Raw genomic sequence first — 23,434 nt, 5'->3', positions numbered from 1 at the left:
AAGAAAAGATGAGAAAATCATTACTAGCATTTTTGACAATTATCCTTGCTGTCGTTTTAGCAGCATGTGGTTCTAGCGACAAAGGTTCCGATTCAAAAAAAGGTTCAGATGCAGCGGGAGATAGTAAATCTATTAAACTAGGTGCAACAGCAGGACCTTATAGTGATATGCTTAAAAAAGCAATTATTCCACAGCTTGAAGAAAAAGGTTACAAAGTTGAATTAGTAGAGTTCAGTGATTATGTGCAGCCAAATAAAGCTTTAGATAATGGCGATATTGATGCGAACTTATTCCAGCATACGAAGTACTTAGAAAACTTTGAAGAGCAGAACAACATGGATTTAGAAGCATTAATTATTGTGCCGACTGCGCCAATGGGCTTTTTCTCGAACAAATACAAATCAATCGATGAAATTCCTGATGGGGCAACTGTGGCAATTGCCAACGATCCTTCAAATGCAGCACGTACATTATTATCATTGCAGGAGCAAGGCTTAATCGAGATTGACCCTAGCATTGAAGAATTAAAAGCATCCGAAAAAGATGTTGTGAAAAACGACAAAAATTTAGTATTCCAACCGATCGAGGCGGCAGCACTTCCGCGTACAGTGGAAAGTGTTGATTTAGCTGGCGTACCTGGTAACTTTGCTTTAGCAGCGGGGCTAGATTTACTAAATGCGGTATTTTTAGAAAACATGCCTGACCAATTCCGTAACGTTATTGCGGTGAAGGCTGATAATAAAGATTCACAATTATCAAAGGATCTAGTTGAAATTGTAGAATCGGCTAAATTCGAAGAAGTTATTGATGCAGATTTCAAAGGCTTTGGTAAACCAGAGTGGATGGAAAATCGTAAATAATTAAGAAACAAGAAGCACTCGTCATATGGCGAGTGCTTCTTGTTTTATAATTCGTAACTTATCGTTTAAAAAGGTTAAGCTTTTCAATTCGGCCAATAGCTTCACGTAAGCGTTCTTCGCTTACAAGCAAACCGACACGTACATAGCCTTCACCAAACTGTCCAAAGCCATTACCAGCGGCTACAGCAATATCCGCTTTATCAAGTAATACATCGGCAAATTGTTCACTTGTGTACCCTATTGGAACAGGGAGCCAAGCAAAAAACGAACCTTTTGGAGCGGTTACTTGCCAACCGATACGCTGTGCTTCTTCGATAAGAACGTTTCGTCGACGCTCATATGTTTCCTTAAGTTCCTGTGCACAAGTTTGTGAGGATGTTAATGCGATAGCTGCTGCCTGTTGAATAGCAGGGAATTGGCTACAGAATAAATGATCTTGAATAAGATTAATAGCTTCTATAACTTGTGCATTTCCAACTGCAAAACCGATGCGCCAGCCAGCCATATTATAGGTTTTTGATAATGTATACAGTTCAATGCCCACATCTTTGGCACCGTCTGCCTGCAAGAAACTTACTGGTTTATTGCCATCAAAGCCAATCGCACCGTAGGCGAAATCGTGTGCTACAATCATTTGATGCGCTTTTGCAAAGCTTACTGTTTCTTCGAAAAATGCAAGTGTTGCTGTTCCACCAGTAGGATTGTTCGGGTAATTTAAGTAAAGAAGCTTAGCTCTTTCTTTTACTTCATCAGATAATGCATCATAGTCAGGTAAAAAATCATTTTCTGCAAAAAGTGGCATGACGTCATATTGCACGTCACCTAACACAACACCAGATAAATAATCTGGATACCCTGGATCAGGTAACAGCATAGTGTCACCAGGATTTAACACTGCCATTGGTAGTTCCACAAGTCCAATTTTCGTACCACCTAAAATGGCTACTTCTGTATCAGGATTAATCTCAACGTTGTATTCACGTTTATAAAAATCAGCTGCCGCTTGGCGTAATTCAGTAATGCCACGAAACGGAGAGTATTTATGATGCTGTGGGTTTTCTGCTGCCTCTTGAAGTGCTTTAATTATATGCGGGGGAGTCGGTTGGTCGGGATTGCCTTGACCAAGATTAATAATGTCGCGTCCTTCCGCTAGTGCTGCATTGACCTTTTGTACAAGTGCTGCAAAAAATTGTGGAGGGAGTTGCTGTAGTTTTTTTGATAATTCCATGTATGTTCACCTTTTTCAGAATATAATAATTATTATAGATATGTTGCAAATACTATTACTTTTTTAATAGATTGTCTATAGTCTTTCTTTATCAAGGGGAAAAAACGTATAAAGAAGACCAAAAAGAGACTTATGTGGAAAGGAAAGACCAGGACTCAATTAATTTTGAGCCTGGTCTTTATTTGGGTTACGATCTATAAATTCGTTGATTTCATCTTTTAATCGATAAACTTGTGTGAAGTAAAGATGTTCAGGTACTTCGTCACGTATTTGCCATTCTCGTAAAACTTTGTGATGGAAAGTTACAAAATACTCTTCTAATACACTTCTGTCAATGCCTTGTTTTGTAGCCATTTCAGCTATAGAAAGACCTTGTTGCCAATATAAATTAAACTCCTCCTCAGACAATTTTAATAACGCATAAATCTCTTCGTAATTATATTTGAGGCTATATTCATATTGTTTTTCTGTTGTAGAGTCATTCGTATTTTCTTCAGCGTTAACTATATCGCTAAGTAATGTTGAATTAGAAATAAATAAAGTAGCTATGACTATCGGTATAAATTTTTTCACAAGTATCTCCTCTCGTTTTTCACGGTATTATTTATTTTGTGAAAGTTATTTATAAAAATACGTCTAATTGTTGCCTTGGTCTTTTTTGTACTTATGAGGATGGAATTGTCTATGTAATATATTAACTCCAATGAAAACTAGGAAAGCGCCAATTATTTTTAAAAGAATATTCTTTATCAGAACATCATCAATCGTTATAGCGATGAGCATACTTCCGAACAATATCATGATGAATCCTAAAAACCCTTTTATATATGTCATATTTACCTCCTAAAAATGCTACTCGATGAAGTGGCGCTAGTTTTAGTCTTTTTAAGTAATGTTGCATGTTTTACAATTCTTGAAGTTCATTAACGGTAACAAATGTATAGCCTTCATTTGAAAGCTCTTGTAAAATGCCTTCAATTGTTTGAAGCGTATTATCGGTTTTATCATACATTGGATGAATCAAAATAATTGAACCAGGCTCGATATTTTCTTTTACATAATTTACTTTGTCTGTCGCTAAGCTGTAATAACTATCTGGTTCGAGATTCCAAGTTATCGTGTCTCGATGATGTTTCTTTAGGTAGTATGGAAATCCTATAAGTTTTTTCCCATTAGGAGGCCGAACATCAATTTCTCCTTTAAAACCAGTATTGCGAATCAATAGATCGGTTTTTTCAATTTCTTTCTTATAATATGAAAGGGTTTTGAAAACCATCCGATTATGAGAATAGGTGTGATTGCCGATTTGATGTCCTTGCTCTACAATTTTTTTTGCCTCGTCTGGATGTGTTTCAATTTCTTCGCCAATTAGAAAGAAGGTCGCTTTTGCATGATATTTTTCTAATAGTGGCAGTATCATATTTACATTTTCTGTTGGGCCATCATCAAACGTTAATGCAACCACTTTTTGAGTTGTCTCTACTTGTTTCGTTATATTTCCGAACAACTGATATGTCCTCGAATTCATTAATTTATATGTGACCAGTAATAGGAGAAAAACTAGCAGAAAGCTTGTCACAGTGATGATTACTTTCCTTTTCATAACAACCCTTCTTTCTTATTTTGCATATTAGAAAGCCTAGTCTTACGGGAGTAAGGAAGAAAAATAAAAAAGATGGGATTCCCATCTTTTTTATTGCTTGTCTAACTTATCAGAAATACTTTTAAGGATTTGTATTTGCTCTTGTTGTATTTTAAGAAATTTAAGCAGAAACCAAATGACAAATACAGCTGGAGCTATGTAAATTAATAAGCTTAAGAGAGGTAAAAAAACGAAGAATGCGCTTTCCATAAATGATGTGACCTTCCTTCTTGATTATGATTTTTACTTTCGGGAATACCTTTATTATCATATCTATGTATGTAATAAGTATATCAGTAATGGTTTTTGTTGTCATTAAACGATAAAAATGTATATATTTATCGTTTTTAAAGTCGTTAACAAAACATTAAAAGATGAACATAGCCTGAAATTGATGACAATTGTCTTTAAGTATTTCATGGAATCTTTACCCTGATATCATCGACATGCCATGTGCACTCAGTGATATAATGGAACAAAGAAAAATGTAGTGTAGTAAGCTACACGGTATAGGATGTACTCATATGTCTTGAATGTTAAAACTATTTTTTACGAATGGATGGGGGAATAAACATGAAAATAGGTTGTATTCAATTGAATGTAAGATTCGGTAAAGTAGAAGAAAATTTTGTGAGAGCAGAGGAAAAAATTCGCGAAGCGGCACGCTTAGGCGCGGAGATTATAGTACTTCCCGAAATGTGGAATACAGGCTATGCGCTTGAAAAGCTAGCCGAACTTGCAGATACAGATGGCCAACGAGCAAAGGCGTTTCTACAAAGCTTGGCAATCGAACTTGGTGTACATATTGTGGGGGGCTCTGTCGCAACGAAGAAGGGCGATAAATTTTACAATACGATGTATTCCTTTGATAAGGAAGGAAATCTGGTTGGTGAATACAGTAAAGCACATTTATTCCGCCTGATGGATGAACATCTTTATTTAGAAGCGGGTGATGAAATGAACCGCTTTGCATTGGGGGATATTGAAGCAGCGGGTGTTATTTGCTATGATATTCGTTTTCCAGAATGGTTACGTGCGCATGCATTAGATGGTGCAAAGGTGATATTTGTACCAGCTCAATGGCCAACACCTCGTATCGATCATTGGAAAACATTATTGCAGGCACGTGCAATTGAAAATCAATGCTTTGTCATTGCCGTTAATCGTATTGCTAACAAGGTAGAAAACTTTAATGGTCAATCTATGGTGATTCAACCTTGGGGTGAAGTATTATGGGTTGGTGCAGAAGATGAGGAAGTAGCTGTTATAGACGTCGATTTTTCAATTGTCGATGAAGTTCGAGGAAGAATTCCAGTTTATGATGACCGTAGACCAGGCCTGTATAGTGGCGTAGTTAACAAATAAGTGCCACTCTTAGAGTGCCAGGCACCCAAACAATTCTGAATTCTATATCCAAGTAAAAATCCACCTAGACTTCCGCGCCTTATGGAGTGCTGCGCGCCGAAAGTGAAGTGGATTTTTACGTTTTATATGGAGGAGTGCCAGTCACTCAAACAATTTGACAGTGGATTTTACTTCTTTTCTTCTATAAGCGAATTGGCAAGTAACATAAACTCAAGTGTAATGCGATTATGACCCTTCATAAAATCCTCCCCTAGCAAACTTTCAAGCTTCTTTAGGCGATGATAGAGTGTTTGCCGTACAATAAATAATTGTTTAGCAGTTTGTTGTTTGGATCCATTTGTCTGTAGATATACTTGAAGTGTTTCGAGCAATTTACTGTTGTGCTTTTTATCATATTCAATAACAGGCTGTAAATAGTCTTGAATGACTTCTTGTAAATCCACTTGCATTTGCAATTTGTAAATGAGGTGGTATAAGTGTAAGTCATCATAGAAAAACGAGGTCGTTTGCACTTTGCCACAAATATATAATGTTTCTAAAGCCGTTTGATAGCTCTTCGGAATTTCCTCGACATCTGAAACGACCTTACCAATCGCTAGTTGATATCCTTGTGATAGTTGCTTTTTATAAAAATCCGTTTTTTTAAGCGTAGAAAAAAGCGTATTTAGTAATTCTCGGCTCGCTTTACAGTCTTTTGTATGGAGGAGAATGAAAATAACATAGCTCTTCCTTTCAAATAAAAAAGGGATAAAACCATTTTGTTCAAATAGATTACGATAATAAAGCTTGCTATACACAATATCCTCTTGTACCTTCATAATTGTATAGGGTGAAGATAAAATAAACACTGCGCTACTATAATAAGTAAAGTTCGAATGATGGGACACGATAAATTTAAAAATTTCCTCTTTCGTTAGCTTGTGATCAATCCACTCCGCTAAAATCGTTGCATCCTCAATATCCCTTTTCTCTTCAATATAAAATTCACGCATTAAAAGCTGAGCAAGTGCCGTCGCCGTACGATCTAAAATAAGTAATTCAAATTCAGAGAACAATCCATCCCCTCGATAAAGGGTTAAATCTGCATAATGTTGATCGACAATAAAAATAGGCTCATGTATAAATTGTGTTGCTGATTTTGGCATCTTTAATAAATCCCGTCGTTTGACTGTAGGTATATTCGGAAAAAAGATAGGGTCTCGACCTTTAATAGAAAAAATGATTTGTGTACGTAGTGCCTGATAGAGTGTTTGCAAAATATCATCTACGGTTTGTCCTAACAGAGCATTTTTGTTTAAAGTTTGTGAGTAAGTTTCTAATGAAGAAATCATAAAATATTGTTGGTTCATAATTTGACTATGTAAATCCTGTGTAATCCTCACAAAAGGAACTGTTTCATGAAAAACTATGATTGGGAAGTCATGTTGGTTGGCAAGTGAAAGAATGGATTCTGGTATTGTTTGTAAATAAGTGCCGTATTCTATGCAAAGTGCTGCACAGTTTTTTTTAATTAAAGACTCCACAAAAAAGATAAAGTCCTCAATACAATGCTGTAAACTAATTCCCGTCGTTAAAACCAATTCGTCCCCAGCTAGGAAATTATCAACTTGCACAATTTCAATAACATGTGCCCACTTTACAATTCGTAATAATCCATCTTTGCCTGCAACGACCTCGGCGCTTTTAAAGTGTTCATTTTCTAATACATCCTTTACTAGAAGCTTATATTGACTCATTGTAGCCCTCCAATCAAATATTGCATTGTACATAGAAAATGATTGAATTCTAAGTGAAAAGTAATGATTTAGCTATTATTTTACGAAATATCGTCTTTCGATACTATTTATTCTATTTTACATTATGTTTAAAACAAAATCATAGCATTTTACAGTTTGTCTATTACTTCGTCTCTTTGAAAGATGTAAGATTTTTGTAAGTACTAATCCAATCTTGCAAAAGGGGTGACAGATATGGAACAACAAACGCATTTACAGAGAGGGTTAAAGAAAAGACACATGACAATGATCGCTATTGCAGGGGTGATAGGCGCTGGCCTTTTTATGGGAAGTGGCTCGGTTATAAACTTGGCTGGGCCTGGTGCCATATTATCTTATATTTTTGCTGGGATAATTGTCATTCTTGTTATGCGAATGCTAGGTGAAATGGCAGCTGTAAACCCGACAAGTGGTTCATTTGCACACTACGCACATGAAGCAATTGGTCCGTGGGCTGGTTTTATGATTGGCTGGTTATATTGGTTTTTCTGGGTTGTCGCAATTGCGCTAGAAGCAACTGCTGCCGCCGCAATTATTCAATATTGGTATGACGGCATTCCTTTGTGGTTGCTAAGTTTACTATTAACTGTCGCACTTACTTTAACAAATGTACTGTCAGTAAAGGCATTTGGTGAGTTTGAATACTGGTTCTCTCTTATCAAGGTTGTAAGTATTATTGCCTTTTTAGCACTTGGGGCATTTATCATTTTCGGGATAGCGCCGAATTTTAATGCTATTGGTACTGCCAATTTAATCGGTGAGGGTGGTTTTTTACCAAATGGATTTGGGGCTGTATTAATGGGGGTAGTAATTGTTATTTTCTCCTTTATGGGTACAGAAATTGTTGCGATCGCTGCGGGAGAATCTGATGAACCGTTAGCAGCAGTGACTAAAGCAACAAATTCGATTACATGGCGTATTTTAATTTTCTATGTTGGGTCAATAACGGTAGTCGTTACATTATTACCATGGCATTCTTCAGATATTTTAACAAGTCCATATGTAGCAGTTCTAGATTATATCGGTATACCCGCTGCAGCACAAATAATGAATTTCGTTGTATTAACAGCGGTTTTATCGTGTTTAAACTCGGCGCTCTATGCAACATCAAGAATGGTCTTTTCTTTAGCAGAAAAAGGGGAGGCACCAAGAGCATTTTTAAAACTAAATAAAAATGGCGCTCCTGTAAATGCAATTCTAGCAGCCACTTTTTTCTCATATATTGCTGTAATTATGAACTATGTTTCGCCAGATAAAGTTTTTATGTTTTTATTGAGTTCCTGTAGTGCAATAACGTTAATTCTTTACTTAATTATCTCGTTTTCACAATTAAAAATGCGTCGGAAAATAGAAAAAGAAAATCCAGCGTTATTAAAAGTGAAAATGTGGTTATTCCCTTATTTAACGTATTTTACTATATTGGCAACAACTGCATTACTAGTGTCGATGTTTTTTATTGATTCTATGCGTTCTCAAATTCTATTTACGTGTGTTGTAGTAGCAATAGTGATGATTCTTTATGTCGTAACACAAAGGAAAAAGATTACTAATCCTGTGGGAGAAGCGAGTTCATCTTTCCAAAAGGAAAATTTAATATTAAACAACGATACAGAATAAGGAGTGGTGAAGAGATGTCAATTCAACAAAAAACGAAAGCGCTATCACATTTTATAAATGGCACAAAAATGGAAGGAACGAGTGGTTGCTTTTCAGCTGTTTACAACCCATCGACAGGAGAGATTATTGCCCAGGTTCCATTAGCTTCAAAAGAAGAGGTAAGGCTAGCTATTCAGTTTGCGAAAACAGCCTTTCCTGCTTGGAAAAAAACATCAATTGGCAAAAGGATTGAAGTATTGCATCGTTTCCGTCAACTATTAGTAGCGAGGCAGGATGAACTAATTCAAGTTATTTGTGAGGAAAGCGGTAAAACATTTGAAGATGCGAAAGGTGAAATCATTCGTGGAATAGAATCTGTAGATATGGCAATTGGTGCACCGCAATTATTAAAGGGCGAATATTCAGTAAATGTAGGTGGCGATATTAATGCCTTTTCTGCAAAGGCGCCTCTCGGTGTTGTAGCAACAATTGCACCATTTAATTTTCCTGTAATGGTACCTCTTGCAATCTCTAGTATGGCGATTGCGGTAGGTAATGCTGTTATTTTAAAGCCATCTGAGCGTGTACCACATTCAGCATTGTTACTAAGCGAATTTTGGAAAGAAGCAGGCTTACCAGATGGGATATGGACAGTTATTAATGGGGATAAAGAAGCTGTCAATGAACTACTTGAAAACAAAGAAATTCAAGCCATTTCTTTTGTTGGATCGACACCTGTAGCAGAATATATTTATCATACAGGTACAAAGCATAATAAGCGCGTAGCTGCATTTGGTGGAGGAAAAAACTTTATGATTGTCATGCCTGATGCCAATCTTGAGCAAACTGCCAATGCCTTTTTAGGCGCAGCATATGGTGCTGCTTCACAGCGCTGTATGGCCATTTCGGGAGCTATAGTTGTTGGGAAGGATACAGAAGAACGATTAACAAAAGTGTTAAAAGAGAAAATAGTAAATTTAAAAATTGGTTGTTACAAAGATCCTACTATCGATTTTGGCCCTGTCATTTCGCAGCAAGCGAAAGACTTAATTATCCAATACATCGACGGAGCAGTTGCTGAGGGGGCCAACCTCGTCATAGATGGAAGAAATCCTAGCATTTGTGAAACGTCGAAAGGCTTTTATTTAGGACCGACCCTAATTAATCATGTCACACCAGATATGCAGATTTTTAAAGAAGAAGTATTTGGACCAGCACGCATTATATTGGGCGTCGAGACATTACAGGAAGCCATTGATTTAATTAATAACCATGAGCTTGGAAATGGTGTGACGATGTTTACGCGTAGTGGACGTGCAGCGCGTAAATTCCAAGAGGAAATAGAAGTTGGGATGGTAGGCATAAATGTCCCTATTCCAATTCCTGTTGGCTATCACAATTTTGGAGGGTGGAAGCGTTCTAAATTTGGCGAAGGGCATATGTTTGGGCCAGATCAAGCGAGGTTCTTTACGAAAGCAAAAACGATTTCTGAACGATGGCCTGATGAAGCGGAGAATACAACAAGTTCATTTGCCTTTCCAAGTAATAGCGATACCAAATTACATTAGGTGGAACAGTTCAAGCTGCTTCAATAATAGAACTTAATATAATTAAAGGGGTGCATGTAAATGGTTCAAACTAATCTTAAGAGTGATGTATTAAAAAAAGATGAACAATATGTCTGGCATTCAATGAAGCCTTATAATCCGCAAGCAACATATGTTGTAGAAAAATCGGATGGTGCAAGAATCGTTGATACAGAGGGTAATGAATACATTGATGCAATGGCGGGGTTATGGTGTGTAAATGTAGGATACGGTCGTAAGGAATTAGCGGATGTTGCACATGAGCAAATGATGAAAAATGCCTATGCGCCTCTATCACAAGGCCATTTGCCCGCTGTTGAATTAGCAGAAAAAATTAACCAAATGCTTGGCGGCGATTATGTCATTTTCTTTTCTAATAGTGGCTCTGAGGCAAACGAAACGGCGTTTAAAATAGCCCGTCAATATCATCAACAAAAAGGGGAAAGTGCACGCTATAAAATTGTCTCGCGTTATCGGGCATACCACGGAAATTCATTCGGAGCTTTAGCTGCGACAGGGCAAGCAGAACGAAAATATAAATATGAACCACTTTCACCAGGCTTTATTCATGTTGCGCCACCTGATCAATATCGGGAACCAGAAAATGACTCGTTAGCACCAACTGACTTAGCGAGTGTAAAAGCTGTCGATAAAATGATGACATGGGAACTGGGCGATACTATTGCAGCAATGATATTAGAACCGATTATTACAGGTGGCGGTGTTATCATGCCTCCAGAAAATTATATGAAGGGCATTGAGGCAATCTGTAAAAAACATGGAGCATTAATGATTGTCGATGAAGTCATTTGCGGGTTTGGACGTACAGGAAAGCCATTCGGTTTTATGAACTACGGTGTGAAGCCTGATATTATTACGATGGCTAAAGGGATTACAAGTGCTTATTTACCACTGTCAGCAACGGCAGTGAAGCGGGAAATTTATGAGGCATTTACAGGAACAGATGCATACGGTTATTTCCGTCATGTCAATACATTTGGTGGATCACCTGTAGCCTGTGCTGTCGCTTTGAAAAATATCGAAATCCTTGAAAGAGAAGCGTTATTTGAGCGATCTAAGGAAGTAGGAGCTAAAACATTACAAACGCTTCAAAATGCTTTAAATACGCATTCAAATGTTGGCGATGTTCGTGGGAAAGGCTTATTGATCGGGATAGAATTAGTTGTAGATAAAATCTCAAAAGAACCTTTGCCAGTGGAAAAAGTGAATGCTGTCATTGCAGCATGTAAAGGGCAAGGGGTCATCATTGGGAAAAATGGAGCTACCGTAGCAGGGTTTAATAACGTCTTAACATTATCACCACCACTTAATATTGCACAAGAAGATCTTGATCGCATACTAAATGTGGTTGTGAATAGTATAAATACGCTGTAGTAACTATTCAAGTAAGTTCTAAAAGCCGTGTTAAAGGCTTTTAGAACTTTTATTGTAGTACTTTGTAGCTTAAATATTTTTCAAGAAAATTATTATTGCACAATAAAAATAATTTTAAAATTCTGAAAATTATTAAAAAAATACTGGAAATATTAGATTTCATAGTTTATAGTTGTAAAAAAATAATTAATTTTCTGATAATTAAAAAATATTGTGAAAGGGAATATTTTTTTAAATACTTATTTTCAGCAGTGGAATAAATACACTTTGTAATTTGAACTATACTTTCTGATTAAAAGCAATTTTGATAGTTGAGGAGGCAATGTCTTTCCTGAATTGAATTGTCTAATCGTAAGAAAATATAGTTTTATTTTTTGCCTATTTATTTTCAGCAGTGGAGAAAATAAATATTTTTAGTAATTATATTTCTTATTTTAAGCTATAAGAAATATTTTTATATATTTTTACTAAGGGGGAAAATGAAATGAATTTTGTTAAAAAATTGGTTTTTGTAATTCTATGTACGTTGCTTTTAGCGGCATGTACAGAGAAAGACAATTCTACCGCACCAAATACGGGAGACAAGTCTACTACAGATTCAGGCACAGCAAGTTCAAAAAATGAGCTTGTCATCGCTGTAAATGAAAACTTTATTTCAATGGATCCGCATAACACAGGGGATACTAATTCGAACTCTGTACAGGAGACGATGCTAGAAGGATTGTTAGGCTTCGATGCAGATGGGCAAATTATTAAGGTTTTAGCAGATGATTATTCAATAAGTGAAGACGCGCTCGAATATACGTTCAAACTTCGAGAAGGGGTTACTTTCCATGACGGGGAACAGTTTAATGCTGATGCTGTAAAGGTCAACATTGAACGAATCATGAATGATGAAAGCTTACGCTTATATTCTCGTGGATTTAGCTTAATAAACAACGTTGAAATTCTAGGCGATTATGAGATTAAAGTTACTTTAAAAGAACCATATGGACCAATGATTACTCGTTTTGGGGTTGCCAAAATGATTAGTCCAAAAATGATTAAAGAAAATTTAGCAGAAATACCTAAAAAACCAGTCGGTACAGGTCCATATAAATTTGTTGAATGGGTACAAGGAGACCATTTAACAATTGAAAATTTTGATGGCTATTGGGATGGCGGACAACGTGTTTCTAAAATTATCTATAAACCAGTACCCGAAAATGGATCACGAGTGGCGATGCTAAAAGCGGGGGATGCACAAGTTATCTATCCTGTGCCATCTCAAAATATTGATGAACTTTCTAGTAGTAAAGATGTAGAGGTTAATAAAGTTCCTTCTACAATTGCACACTACGTTTCATTAAATACTTATAAAAGACCTTTGGATGATCTTAAAGTTCGACAAGCCTTTAACTATGCGGTGGACAAAGATGCTTATATAAAAGTGGTTAATGCGGGGCTAGGTGTACCATTAGACTCCATTATTCCTTCCAAAACGGTTTATTATAAGCAACAAAAAATGTATGAACACAATATTGAAAAGGCAAAAGAATTATTGGCTGAGGCTGGCTATCCTGATGGCTTCGATATTGAAATCTGGGGTAACACAAACTCAGATACGATGAAAGGTATGCAGTTTATTCAACAACAGTTAGGTCAAATTGGTGTAAAAGTAGAAATTAAATCAATGGAGGAAGGCACTTTATCAGATGAAATCTATGGTGCACAAACACCAGATGATGCGAAATTGAAAATGTGGTATGTGAGTTGGTCAGCCTATGCTTCGGATATAACGAATGCGACAAAGCCTCTTTTCCATAGCGTATCATTCCCTCCAAATGGTGCAAATACAGCTTACTATAATAACACGGAGGCAGATCAATTAATGGATGAAGCTAACTCCATTTCAGATGTAGATCGCCAAGCGGAACTATATGAAAAATTACAGGAAATCGTTTATCAAGATACGCCTTGGATTTTCTTAGGGGTGGATGAGGTTGTATATGGCGTGCGCTCAAATGTTAGTGGTGTGTTAGTAAACCCTACAGGTGGACTTGATGTGAAGAATGCCAAAGTGGAGTAATGCACAGAAAAGGAATTGATGCTAGTCAATTCCTTTTTTACAAAATAGAAAGGAGGAAGGCGCCATGGGGAAATATATAGCAAGAAGAACTGTTGAAATGATACCGATTTTAATTGTCATTTCCATATTAACATTTTTATTTATTCATTTTATACCTGGTGATCCAGCACGATTAGTAGCAGGTAAGGATGCCACGCTAGAAGATGTTGAAAATGTACGACATGAGATGGGTTTAGATAAACCGATTCTTAAACAATACGTGGATTATATGAAAAATCTTGTGACGGGTGAGCTTGGCACGTCTTTAACAACAGGGCTACCTGTCATCGATATGTTTAAAACAAGGTTTATGCCTTCTCTTCAGCTTACTTTCCTTTCCATGTTTTGGGCTACATTAATGGGTTTGGCGATAGGTGTTTTTTCTGCCATCAATAAAAATAAATGGCCTGATTATTTTGGCATGGTAACGGCTGTTTCGGGCATTTCGATTCCAGGATTTTGGCTAGGCCTATTATTAATTCAATTATTTTCAGTGCAACTAGGGTTACTTCCGACAGGTGGATTAGATGGCTTTTCTAGTTATATTTTACCTTCCTTGACCTTAGGGGCTGGCATTATGTCAATGATCGCTAGATTTACTCGATCTTCCATGCTTGAAACGTTACAAGCAGATTATATAAGAACAGGGAGAGCAAAAGGGTTGAAAGAACGCTCCGTTATTGTGACACATGCTTTAAGAAATTCCTTAATTTCTGTGGTAACGGTAGCAGGCCTGCAATTTGGATTTTTATTAGGTGGATCGGTAGTAGTAGAGACAGTTTTTAGTTTTCCAGGAATGGGACGACTTCTGATCGATTCTATCGCATTTCGTGATTATCCCGTTATTCAGTCAGCATTGCTGTTATTTGCTTTGGAATTTATTTTAGTAAATTTAGTCGTAGATGTGCTTTATACAGTGTTAAATCCAAAAATTCAATTAGATGCTTAAGGGAGGGAACAAAATGACTTCACCAACTACTGTGCAAAATAGCCAAGTGCAAAATACACAAAGAAAATACTCTCCTCTTAAAGAATTTTGGAAGTCTTTTAAAAAACAAAAGGCTGCATTGGTAGCAAGTATCTTTATAGGATTATTAATTGTAGTTGCTATTATTGGTCCTTATATCGCGCCGTATGATCCTTTCGAACCGAATTATGATGCTTTATTAGAGGGACCAAGTGCGAGTCATTTGGCAGGAACGGATGAGTACGGTCGCGATATTTTCAGTCGTTTAATAGTAGGAGCAAAAATATCCTTAATGGTGAGTTTTAGTGCCGTATTTTTAGGCTTAATATTAGGAACAATTTTAGGTTTAATTAGCGGTTATTTTGGTGGGTGGATTGACAAAATCATCATGCGTAGCTGTGATGTATTATTTTCATTTCCTGATTTATTGTTAGCTATTGCCATTGTAGCCTTATTGGGTCCTGGTATTAATAATGTCATTATTGCTGTGATGATCTTTAGTGTGCCATCTTTTGCCCGTTTAGTAAGAGGTGCTACATTGAATGCGAAAGAGAATGTATACGTAGAGGCCGCACAATCCATGGGGGCTTCGCATGTTAGAGTGCTGTGGAAACATATTTTCCCTGAAACCATGAGTGAATTAATTATTTTTGTCACAATGCGTATAGGAACAGCCATTTTAGCAGCATCTGGTTTAAGTTTCTTAGGCTTAGGTGCCAGCCCTGAAACGCCAGAGTGGGGAGTCATGCTAAGTAGCGGGCGTGACTATTTAGGAACATCTTCGCACGTAGTCATCATGCCAGGCATTGCTATATTTTTAACCGTACTAGCATTTAACTTAATAGGTGATGGATTACGAGATGTATTAGATCCAAAAATAAAAAATAATTAAGGAGAATGCCTATGTCAGAACATGTACTGCGAGTAACTGACTTAGAAACGTCCTTTACGCGTGATAAAAAGGAAATCAAGATTTTAAGGGGTGTCAACTTTGCCATCCGTAAAGGAGAGATCTTAGGCTTAGTGGGAGAATCGGGTAGTGGGAAAAGCTTAACATCGTTATCCATTATGCAATTATTCCATGGGACTACAGGTAAGATTGTCAATGGCTCTATACATTTTAATGGTGATGATTTGACGAAAATGTCTGAAGCAGAAATTCGGAAGATTCGTGGCAAGCAAATGGCGATGATTTTTCAAGAGCCAATGACTTCTTTAAATCCAGTCTTAAAAATTGGCAAACAGTTAATGGAAGCAATTGAGATGCATTTGAAGCTACCGAAGAATGAAAGTAGACATCACGCCATCCAAATGTTAAAAAACGTGGGCATAGGAAGAGCCGAGGAAATCATTTATGAATATCCACATCAGCTATCAGGAGGAATGCGCCAGCGCGTAATGATTGCTATGGCGATGGCTTGTCATCCTAATTTACTTATTGCTGACGAACCAACTACTGCGCTTGATGTTACAATACAAGCTCAAATTTTAGAGTTAATGAAAAAGCTAAAGGAAGAAAATGACACAGCTATTTTATTAATCACTCATGATTTAGGTGTTGTGGCAGAAATGTGCGATAGGGTGGTTGTAATGTATGCAGGGCAGGTTGTAGAGGAAGCTAATGTCTTTGAGTTATTTGCTAGCCCAAATCATCCTTATACAAAAGGTTTAATTGCATCTGTACCGAAAATTGGTGATAACAAAGAAATATTGGATTCTATCAATGGTCAAGTGCCATCCCCGCAAAATATGCCAAATGGTTGTAAATTTGCTCCAAGATGTAATGAAGCGATGTCTATATGCCATCAGGAGAGTCCACCGACAGTGGAAATTTCAGCTACACGGCAATGTAGCTGCTGGCTATATGCGAAAAAGGATGTGAAAGTAAATGCCTAATAGTATTTTAAAAGTGGAGAATTTGAAAAAAAGCTTTCAAATAGCTGGTGGATTATTTCAAAAAAAGCAATATGTTAACGCGGTCATAGATGTTTCCTTTGAAATAGAAGAAGGTACGACATTTAGTCTAGTTGGGGAAAGTGGTTGTGGAAAATCTACTACAGGTAGGTTAATCACTAGATTAATAGCGCCAACAAACGGAAGTATTGTTGTTGACGGGAAAGATGTGGCTACAGCAAAGCAATCCGATTTAAAGCATTTAAGACAAACTGTTCAAATGATTTTTCAAGATCCATATGCCTCATTGAATCCAAGAATGAAGGTAAAGGAGCTTGTTGGTGAGCCTTTAGAAATTCATACAAAACTTTCAAAAGCCGAGCGTGAAAAACTAGTTCTTGAAATGCTGGATGTTGTTGGATTAAATGCTGAACATGCTGACCGCTATGCACATGAGTTCAGTGGTGGACAAAGACAGCGTTTAGGTATTGCACGCGCTTTAATAACAAAACCAAAGTTGATTATTGCGGATGAGCCTGTGTCGGCATTGGATGTATCTATACAATCGCAAATATTAAATTTATTAAAGCAATTACAGCAAGAATATAAAATATCTTATCTTTTTATTTCTCATGATTTAAGTGTTGTAGAACATATTAGCCATTATATAGGTGTCATGTATTTAGGTTCCATTGTAGAAATCGGGCGAAAAGAGACTATATTTAATGAACCTAAGCATCCTTATACGCAAGCACTCATTGCTTCCGTGCCGATAGCAGATCCCACATTACGAAAAAAGAAAATCGTTTTAACTGGTGACATACCGAATCCTAAAAACCCGCCAAGTGGTTGTACCTTCCACACAAGGTGTCCTTTGGCATCAGATATATGTAAGCAAGCTATACCAGAAATGAAAAAAATTAACGAAGAGCAAAGTGTTGCATGTCACTTTGTTCACTAATAGAAAGGGTGTTCATAAATGAAAATTGGGTTAAGCACATACAGTATGGTCAAAAAAATGAGGCAGGGGGAAATGACTGTTCTAGATGTTTTGCAGTGGGTAGCAGACAACGGGGGGCAGCATGTAGAATTAGTGCCCTATGAATTTACTGTTGTAGATAACTATGAACTTGCAACACAAATTAAAGAAAAAGCAGCAGAGCTAGGATTAGAGCTATCTGCCTACTCATTACCAGCAAACTTTATTCAGGATACGGAGGAAGCTTTTCTAGAAGAAGTTGAACGCTTAAAGAAACATATTGATGTAGTACATCATATGGGCATTAACATTATGCGCCATGACGTTACGCTCTTTACTTTACCAAAGGAGCAAACAACCATTCATTATTACAATGAACACTTTGAAGAAATGGTTAGAGGCTGTCAGATGATTGCCGATTACGCGAAACAATTTAATATTACGACAACAATTGAAAATCATGGCTTTAATGTGCAAACGAGTGATCGTGTACAACAATTAATTCATGCAGTAAACAGAGACAACTTTAAAACAACTTTAGATATTGGAAATTTTTTATGCATCGATGAACAGCCTTTAATTGGTGTAATGAAAAACCTTCCTTATGCGGCTACAGTGCATTTCAAAGATTTTTATATTCGTCCTTATTATGAAAATCCAGGGGATGGCGAATGGTTCCGTACAGTGCATAACAACTACATTAGAGGGGCAATTGTCGGGCATGGCGATCTGAATATTCGAGAAATTATTAAGCTCGTAAAAGGTAGTGGCTACGATGGATATATTGTGGTGGAATTCGAAGGCATGGAAGATTGCCAAGTTGGTTCAAAAATAGGGATGGATAATGTACGTCGTTTATGGGACGAATGCCAGCTCTAAAGGAGGAAAGAACATGAATAAATTAAAAGTTTGTGTAATCGGTACAGGGTCTATTTCCGATTATCATTTAGGTTCCTATATGAAAAATCCAGCGGTCGAGTTATATGGGGTGTATGATGCTTCCATTGAGCGCGGTAAAGCAAAGGCAGCTCAATTTGGAGCAAGCCACGTTTTTTCTTCAAAAGAAGAGCTGTTTGCAGACAAAAATATAGACGCTGTTAGTATTTGTACATGGAATAATACGCATGCCGAATTCGCCATTCTTGCATTGGAAAATGACTTACATGTGCTGATTGAAAAGCCTTTATCGATGACTTATGCGGAAGCTTTAAACATTCAAAAAGTTGCCGAACAGCATCAAAAAGTATTTCAAGTAGGCTATGTAAGACGCTTTGCCACAAATACCAAAGTGCTGAAAAGCTTCATCGACGATAACAAACTAGGCGATATTTATTATGCGAAAGCGTCCTGTCTTAGAAGATTAGGAAATCCAGGAGGCTGGTTTGCAGAAATCGAGAAGTCTGGTGGCGGTCCTTTAATTGATTTAGGTGTACATGTCATTGATATTTGCTGGTATTTAATGGGCAGACCAAAGGTGAAACGGATAACAGGTCATACTTACAATCAATTAGGAAATCGAAATCATGTTGAAAATTTATCCTTTTATAAGGCGGCAGACTATGATGCTACTAAAAATACAGTAGAAGACTTAGCAAATGCCCTTATTACCTTTGACAATGGCGCGTCATTAATGGTAGACGTTTCCTATACATTACATTCCATAAAAGATGAAATAAGCATTAAGCTATATGGCACGAACGGTGGAGCGGAGCTAGAACCAGAATTAAAAATTGTGAGTGAAGAGCATAATACGATTTTAAATATTCACCCTCAAATTAACGATTTAACCTTTGATTTTGCGAAAGCCTTTCAAAATGAAATTGATGCATTTGTTGATTGTTGCCTTCATCAATATGATTCAGTGGCACCAGTTGAGGATGGGGTAGAAATTATGAAAATCTTAGAAGGTATTTATATTTCTGCAAATGAAGGAAAGGAAGTGGTTTATTAAGATGGTGAAATTGGACAATAAAATTGGTGTGATAGTAGACAGTTTTCGTTTGCCTATTCGTGAAGGCTTATTAAAGGCGAAAGAAGTTGGGGCACAAGGGGTACAAATGTATGCAGTGTCAGGTGAGTTGGACCCAGATAATTTAAATGCTACACAAAGAGCAGAATTGAAGCAGTACATTTTTGCGTTAGGTCTAGAAATCTCCGCATTATGTGGTGATTTAGGAGGACATGGCTTTCAAGATAAAACAGAAAATGCTTGGAAAATAAAAAAATCGAAAGAAATTATGCAATTAGCAAAAGATCTTGGCACATCGATTGTGACAACTCATATAGGAATCATTCCTGAAGATGAAAATGATCCAATTTATCAAACGATGCTGGAAGCTTGTGAAGAATTAGGTCAATATGCTACATCTTTGGATGCTTACTTTGCAATTGAAACAGGTCCAGAAACGAGTCATACATTAAAGCGATTTTTAGATAAACTATCGACTAATGGAGTATCGGTTAATTTTGATCCTGCCAATATGGTGATGGTAACAAATGATGACCCTGTAGCTGGCGTTAAGCTTTTAAAGGATTATATCGTACATACGCATGTGAAGGATGGCATTCAATTACAGCAAACGAATCCAAAAGATGTGTATGGCTACTTAGGATACGATTCTGGAACATCTCATGATAAAATAGAAGAAATGGTGGAAAATGGGGATTTCTTTAGGGAACTTCCATTAGGCCAAGGAGATGTCAATTTCGAGCTTTATTTTTCAGCTTTACAGGAAATCGGATACAATGGCTATTTAACTATTGAACGAGAAGTGAGATTAAATCCCGAAAAAGACATCAAAGAAGCAGTACTATTCATAGAAAAGTTTAAATAGGGGTTGAATTTAATTTGAAAAAGCAAGATCAAGTACAAATGCGAAGGCAAAATAAATATATTGTGCTTGACGCAATAAGACAGATGGCACCAATTTCAAGAATTCAATTATCTAAATATACAAAAATGAGCCCTACGACCATTACTCGTATTGTGCAGGAACTAGAAGCGGAAGGCTTTATTCTTGAAGGGATTTCGGAAGAAACAGCTATTGGTCGACGTCCTACGTTAATTCATATGCGTGAAGATGCTTTATATACTATTGGGATAGAAATTGATTGCTTTACTATACGGATAGGTATATTAGATTTCTTAGGGAAGCTTATCGCCTTCCAGGAAGTCAAATGTAGCATCAGACATCAATATGAAGAAGCTATACATCTACTGAAACAGTCTATAAATAATATAATGACAGAATATCAGATTGCCCAGGATAAATTACTAGGCATTGGGATAGGAATTCCAGGAGTCATCAATAACGAGGAAGGAATTATCGTTTCTTCTGAGCAATTGAAGTGGGAAAACTGCCACATAAGAGAAGATTTAAATGGTGTTTTTGGTTGTGAAGTCATCATAGATAATGAATTAAAAATGCAAATTATTTCTGAAATTGGTAATATCTATACGCCGCTGTATTCAAATTGTATTTTAGTCGGAATTGGAACAGGAATAGGAGCATCTATATTATTAAATGGAGAGGTCTATCGTGGCATTCAAAATAAAGCTGGAGAAATAAGCCATATAACGATTAATCCCTTTGGTGAAATGTGTCACTGTGGTAAAAGAGGGTGCTTATCCATGTATGTTTCTGAAAATACGTTGTTAAAAAGAACGCCTAAAAATCTTAATATTCAATCAATGGAAGAAATCTTGCATTGTGTTGATCAAGGCGAGCCATGGGCAATCGATATTCAACAAGATGTAGCTACTTTTCTAGCTATTGCCATCAATAATCTAGTTTGCTTATATGAACCAGAGGCTGTCATAGTCAGTGGAGAAATGATTGAACACAATGCAACATTTCAAAAACTACTAAGTGAAAAGTGTAAACAATATATATGGAAAGAATTACAACCTTACTTTGATTTGCAGTTTTCAAATCAACTAAAAGAAGGGGTTGTAAAAGGAGCGGCATTACAAGCACAAAAGCAGTTGCTTTCTGTTTAGAGAAAGGTTGATTATTCATGGCTTACTCAGAATTTTTAAAGGAGTATCGTTCAGGATTAATGGAAAATGTGCATTATGGACAAATGAGTGCTGTGAATCTGACGAAGGAAGAATTTATTTCTGTAGGTCAAGATTATGAGCCTGTGTATTTTCGTTCTGCAGCAAAACCATATCAAGCTATTCCTATTTTTATGACAGATTTTATAGAAAAGTACGGTATTACTGCAACAGAAAGTGCATTATTTCTGGCTTCACAAAGAGGCGAAATTTATCATCAAGAGGCGTTAATCTCTTTATTAGGAAAAATACCTATTGATGAAAATGAGTTAATTTGTGCTGCATCCTATCCATTAAATGAGGAACCTAAAACACAGTATATTCAAGAGGGATTTGAAAAGAGGAAACTATTTCATAATTGTGCGGGCAAGCATTTAGGATTTTTAATTGCCTGTTTAGCAAATGGCTTTGACGTTAAGCAATATTGCCATCCAGATCATCCACTGCAGCAGATGATTAAAAAATACATTGCTTATTTAAGTGAATATGATGTGGAGAGAATTCATACAGGGATGGATGGTTGTGGTGCACCAGTCTTTGCGATTCCGCTAAAAAATATGGCAATAGCCTATTTAAAGCTAGCACGACCAGAATTAATTGATGATCAACGGATTCGTGAAGCAGTAATAAAGCTTACTGGTGTAATGAATCAAGAGAATCATATTATTGCATCTCAAAACTTTATTTGTACGGCATTATTACAGGACCCTAATATTGTGGCGAAGGGTGGGGCACAGGGGGTATACTGTTTTGCTCTAAGGAAAGAAGGGTTAAGTTTTGCCTTGAAAATTATGAATGGCTCAGAAAGTCCGTGGCCGAATGTAATTGCTTCTATATTGGAACAAATTCAGTATACAAATCAGGAAACAATTGAGCGTATTAAAGCATTGTCTCCTTCATTTGTGCGTAATGACACAGGAGTTGAGGTAGGGGAAATTGTTTCGACAATTAAAATTGTATAGAGGTGAAGGCACTTGTATGTTTTGGCAATTGACGGTGGTGGAACAAAAACAATAGCAACAATCTCAACATATCGTGGCCAAATGATGGCGCTAGCTGAAACGGGCAAAAGTAATCCTACATCCATGAGCTTAGAGCAATTTACTGAGACGATAACAGAACTCATAAAAGATTTAAAAAGACAACGACCTCACGAATTTCAACACATTACAAAATGCCATGCGGGACTATCTGGTGTAACAGAAAATAATAATGAGAAAATTACTCATGCATTATTAACCTCGCTTTTACCTAGAGACTGTCAACTAGCACTATCGAATGATGGCTTGAATGCGCTGTATGCGGGTACATTAGGTCAGCCTGGCATTGTACAAATATCTGGTACAGGTGCGATTACACTCAGTATAGATTCGTTTGGAAGAATTGAACGTACAGCAGGCTGGGGTTATATTTTTGATGATGAGGGCAGTGGCTATGATATTGGTATTCGCACATTAAAAGCGGTATTTAAGGCATTTGATAAAAGAGGTTCTGAAACGCTCCTAACAGCAGCGGTATTAGAATATTTTCAATTACAATCTGTTCCGCAAATAATCGAAGTGGTGTATGGTGAAGGACATCCGCGTGACATAATATCTCCCTTAAGTAAGGTAGCAATCGAATGCGCTAAATGCGGGGATGCAGAAGCCAATACAATCATTAATCAGGTATGCCATGTTTTTTATCAAAGTGTAGAAGCTTGTTACAAAAAAAATCCGTTTGCAGAGAAGCGTGTTAAAGTAGTGCTGGCTGGTGGAGTTTTTAATGAGTTGGGGCTATTTATTGAAAAATTAGAAGCTATTGATAAAAAGAATAGTAATCAGTATGACTTCATGGGTGCTTATAGCTTACCAGTTGGTGGTGCAGCTTTAGCTGCATTAAAATTACCTCGTAATGAAGCTAAGATATTTATCGATCAATTTAATGTAAGTATGAAAGAGTTTTTAACTAATTAATCCCCCTTTAACCTAGCAAGTAGAGATGG

At 36.8% G+C, this 23,434-nt stretch carries 20 protein-coding genes; 16 read left to right on the top strand and 4 right to left on the bottom strand.

The genetic code is table 11. The annotated features are described in order from the left end of the window. Positions 1–8 precede the first annotated feature (8 nt). Entirely contained in the window at positions 9–860 is an 852-nt protein-coding gene (locus JNUCC52_RS11470; protein WP_173478692.1) for a MetQ/NlpA family ABC transporter substrate-binding protein, read from the top strand. A 58-nt stretch (positions 861–918) separates the two neighbouring features. Here the strand turns inward: JNUCC52_RS11470 and JNUCC52_RS11465 are convergent, their stop codons facing one another. The 3 genes from JNUCC52_RS11465 to JNUCC52_RS11455 all read right to left on the bottom strand — a co-directional run bounded on the left by JNUCC52_RS11465 (position 919) and on the right by JNUCC52_RS11455 (position 3,691). Then, complete coding sequence (locus JNUCC52_RS11465) at positions 919–2,088, bottom strand: pyridoxal phosphate-dependent aminotransferase (protein ID WP_173478691.1); 1,170 nt, start codon at positions 2,086–2,088, stop codon at positions 919–921. 159 nt (positions 2,089–2,247) lie between these two features. Further along, positions 2,248–2,661 (bottom strand): hypothetical protein, encoded by a 414-nt coding sequence (locus JNUCC52_RS11460; protein ID WP_337982147.1) that lies wholly within the window; start codon positions 2,659–2,661, stop codon positions 2,248–2,250. 331 nt (positions 2,662–2,992) lie between these two features. Further along, positions 2,993–3,691 (bottom strand): polysaccharide deacetylase family protein, encoded by a 699-nt coding sequence (locus tag JNUCC52_RS11455; RefSeq protein ID WP_337982146.1) that lies wholly within the window; start codon positions 3,689–3,691, stop codon positions 2,993–2,995. A 612-nt stretch (positions 3,692–4,303) separates the two neighbouring features. Here JNUCC52_RS11455 and JNUCC52_RS11450 point away from each other — a divergent pair. Then, a complete protein-coding gene (locus JNUCC52_RS11450) occupies positions 4,304–5,095 on the top strand; it encodes a carbon-nitrogen family hydrolase (protein ID WP_173478687.1) in 792 nt (263 codons plus the stop codon). 167 nt (positions 5,096–5,262) lie between these two features. Here the strand turns inward: JNUCC52_RS11450 and JNUCC52_RS11445 are convergent, their stop codons facing one another. Continuing rightward, a complete protein-coding gene (locus tag JNUCC52_RS11445; protein ID WP_337982145.1) occupies positions 5,263–6,831 on the bottom strand; it encodes a PucR family transcriptional regulator in 1,569 nt (522 codons plus the stop codon). A gap of 234 nt (positions 6,832–7,065) precedes the next feature. Here JNUCC52_RS11445 and JNUCC52_RS11440 point away from each other — a divergent pair, with 234 nt between their 5' ends. From JNUCC52_RS11440 to JNUCC52_RS11375, 14 genes are all read left to right on the top strand, one after another. Continuing rightward, the gene (locus JNUCC52_RS11440; RefSeq protein ID WP_337982144.1) at positions 7,066–8,487 is read left to right on the top strand and encodes an amino acid permease; all 1,422 of its coding nucleotides are present in this window, start codon (positions 7,066–7,068) and stop codon (positions 8,485–8,487) included. A 14-nt stretch (positions 8,488–8,501) separates the two neighbouring features. Then, positions 8,502–10,034: a CoA-acylating methylmalonate-semialdehyde dehydrogenase gene (locus tag JNUCC52_RS11435; RefSeq protein ID WP_337982143.1), complete on the top strand. Its 1,533-nt coding sequence runs from the start codon at positions 8,502–8,504 to the stop codon at positions 10,032–10,034. Positions 10,035–10,094: 60 nt separating this feature from the next. Further along, entirely contained in the window at positions 10,095–11,447 is a 1,353-nt protein-coding gene (locus JNUCC52_RS11430) for an aspartate aminotransferase family protein (RefSeq protein ID WP_337982142.1), read from the top strand. Positions 11,448–11,931: 484 nt separating this feature from the next. Further along, on the top strand, positions 11,932–13,515 hold the full coding sequence (locus tag JNUCC52_RS11425) for a glutathione ABC transporter substrate-binding protein (RefSeq protein WP_337982141.1): 1,584 nt from the start codon (positions 11,932–11,934) through the stop codon (positions 13,513–13,515). A gap of 64 nt (positions 13,516–13,579) precedes the next feature. Further along, a complete protein-coding gene (gene nikB, locus JNUCC52_RS11420; RefSeq protein WP_337982140.1) occupies positions 13,580–14,503 on the top strand; it encodes a nickel ABC transporter permease in 924 nt (307 codons plus the stop codon). A 13-nt stretch (positions 14,504–14,516) separates the two neighbouring features. Then, positions 14,517–15,413, top strand: coding sequence for an ABC transporter permease (locus tag JNUCC52_RS11415; protein WP_139860674.1), 897 nt, complete (start codon positions 14,517–14,519; stop codon positions 15,411–15,413). A gap of 11 nt (positions 15,414–15,424) precedes the next feature. Continuing rightward, positions 15,425–16,417, top strand: coding sequence for an ABC transporter ATP-binding protein (locus JNUCC52_RS11410; RefSeq protein ID WP_337982139.1), 993 nt, complete (start codon positions 15,425–15,427; stop codon positions 16,415–16,417). Further along, positions 16,410–17,375, top strand: a complete 966-nt coding sequence (locus tag JNUCC52_RS11405) for an ABC transporter ATP-binding protein (protein ID WP_139860080.1) — start codon at positions 16,410–16,412, stop codon at positions 17,373–17,375. Before JNUCC52_RS11410 ends, JNUCC52_RS11405 begins: the two co-directional genes overlap by 8 nt. 18 nt (positions 17,376–17,393) lie before the next feature. Beyond that, entirely contained in the window at positions 17,394–18,272 is an 879-nt protein-coding gene (locus JNUCC52_RS11400) for a sugar phosphate isomerase/epimerase family protein (RefSeq protein ID WP_337982138.1), read from the top strand. Positions 18,273–18,285: 13 nt separating this feature from the next. Then, positions 18,286–19,344 carry a Gfo/Idh/MocA family protein gene (locus JNUCC52_RS11395; protein ID WP_337982137.1) on the top strand — a complete coding sequence of 353 codons (1,059 nt, stop codon included), beginning with the start codon at positions 18,286–18,288 and terminating at the stop codon, positions 19,342–19,344. 1 nt (position 19,345) lies between these two features. After that, complete coding sequence (locus JNUCC52_RS11390) at positions 19,346–20,227, top strand: sugar phosphate isomerase/epimerase family protein (protein ID WP_337982136.1); 882 nt, start codon at positions 19,346–19,348, stop codon at positions 20,225–20,227. Between the two features lie 14 nt (positions 20,228–20,241). Continuing rightward, entirely contained in the window at positions 20,242–21,393 is a 1,152-nt protein-coding gene (locus tag JNUCC52_RS11385) for an ROK family transcriptional regulator (RefSeq protein WP_337982135.1), read from the top strand. Positions 21,394–21,410: 17 nt separating this feature from the next. Continuing rightward, on the top strand, positions 21,411–22,412 hold the full coding sequence (locus tag JNUCC52_RS11380; protein ID WP_337982134.1) for an asparaginase: 1,002 nt from the start codon (positions 21,411–21,413) through the stop codon (positions 22,410–22,412). Between the two features lie 12 nt (positions 22,413–22,424). Next, entirely contained in the window at positions 22,425–23,405 is a 981-nt protein-coding gene (locus JNUCC52_RS11375; RefSeq protein ID WP_173478677.1) for an N-acetylglucosamine kinase, read from the top strand. The last annotated feature ends 29 nt before the right edge of the window (positions 23,406–23,434 follow it).

This window comes from Lysinibacillus sp. JNUCC-52, assembly GCF_015999545.1.
In the GTDB taxonomy this organism is placed as follows: domain Bacteria; phylum Bacillota; class Bacilli; order Bacillales_A; family Planococcaceae; genus Lysinibacillus.
This window is presented reverse-complemented; position numbering and strand designations above follow the sequence as displayed.

What these genes read in the sequence shown, in the direction of transcription:
- JNUCC52_RS11470 (WP_173478692.1), top strand. Translation starts at nt 9, where the DNA reads ATGAGAAAATCATTACTAGCATTTTTGACAATTATCCTTGCTGTCGTT.
- JNUCC52_RS11465 (WP_173478691.1), bottom strand. Translation starts at nt 2,088, where the DNA reads ATGGAATTATCAAAAAAACTACAGCAACTCCCTCCACAATTTTTTGCA.
- JNUCC52_RS11455 (WP_337982146.1), bottom strand. Translation starts at nt 3,691, where the DNA reads ATGAAAAGGAAAGTAATCATCACTGTGACAAGCTTTCTGCTAGTTTTT.
- JNUCC52_RS11450 (WP_173478687.1), top strand. Translation starts at nt 4,304, where the DNA reads ATGAAAATAGGTTGTATTCAATTGAATGTAAGATTCGGTAAAGTAGAA.
- JNUCC52_RS11445 (WP_337982145.1), bottom strand. Translation starts at nt 6,831, where the DNA reads ATGAGTCAATATAAGCTTCTAGTAAAGGATGTATTAGAAAATGAACAC.
- JNUCC52_RS11440 (WP_337982144.1), top strand. Translation starts at nt 7,066, where the DNA reads ATGGAACAACAAACGCATTTACAGAGAGGGTTAAAGAAAAGACACATG.
- JNUCC52_RS11435 (WP_337982143.1), top strand. Translation starts at nt 8,502, where the DNA reads ATGTCAATTCAACAAAAAACGAAAGCGCTATCACATTTTATAAATGGC.
- JNUCC52_RS11430 (WP_337982142.1), top strand. Translation starts at nt 10,095, where the DNA reads ATGGTTCAAACTAATCTTAAGAGTGATGTATTAAAAAAAGATGAACAA.
- JNUCC52_RS11425 (WP_337982141.1), top strand. Translation starts at nt 11,932, where the DNA reads ATGAATTTTGTTAAAAAATTGGTTTTTGTAATTCTATGTACGTTGCTT.
- nikB (WP_337982140.1), top strand. Translation starts at nt 13,580, where the DNA reads ATGGGGAAATATATAGCAAGAAGAACTGTTGAAATGATACCGATTTTA.
- JNUCC52_RS11415 (WP_139860674.1), top strand. Translation starts at nt 14,517, where the DNA reads ATGACTTCACCAACTACTGTGCAAAATAGCCAAGTGCAAAATACACAA.
- JNUCC52_RS11410 (WP_337982139.1), top strand. Translation starts at nt 15,425, where the DNA reads ATGTCAGAACATGTACTGCGAGTAACTGACTTAGAAACGTCCTTTACG.
- JNUCC52_RS11405 (WP_139860080.1), top strand. Translation starts at nt 16,410, where the DNA reads ATGCCTAATAGTATTTTAAAAGTGGAGAATTTGAAAAAAAGCTTTCAA.
- JNUCC52_RS11400 (WP_337982138.1), top strand. Translation starts at nt 17,394, where the DNA reads ATGAAAATTGGGTTAAGCACATACAGTATGGTCAAAAAAATGAGGCAG.
- JNUCC52_RS11395 (WP_337982137.1), top strand. Translation starts at nt 18,286, where the DNA reads ATGAATAAATTAAAAGTTTGTGTAATCGGTACAGGGTCTATTTCCGAT.
- JNUCC52_RS11390 (WP_337982136.1), top strand. Translation starts at nt 19,346, where the DNA reads ATGGTGAAATTGGACAATAAAATTGGTGTGATAGTAGACAGTTTTCGT.
- JNUCC52_RS11380 (WP_337982134.1), top strand. Translation starts at nt 21,411, where the DNA reads ATGGCTTACTCAGAATTTTTAAAGGAGTATCGTTCAGGATTAATGGAA.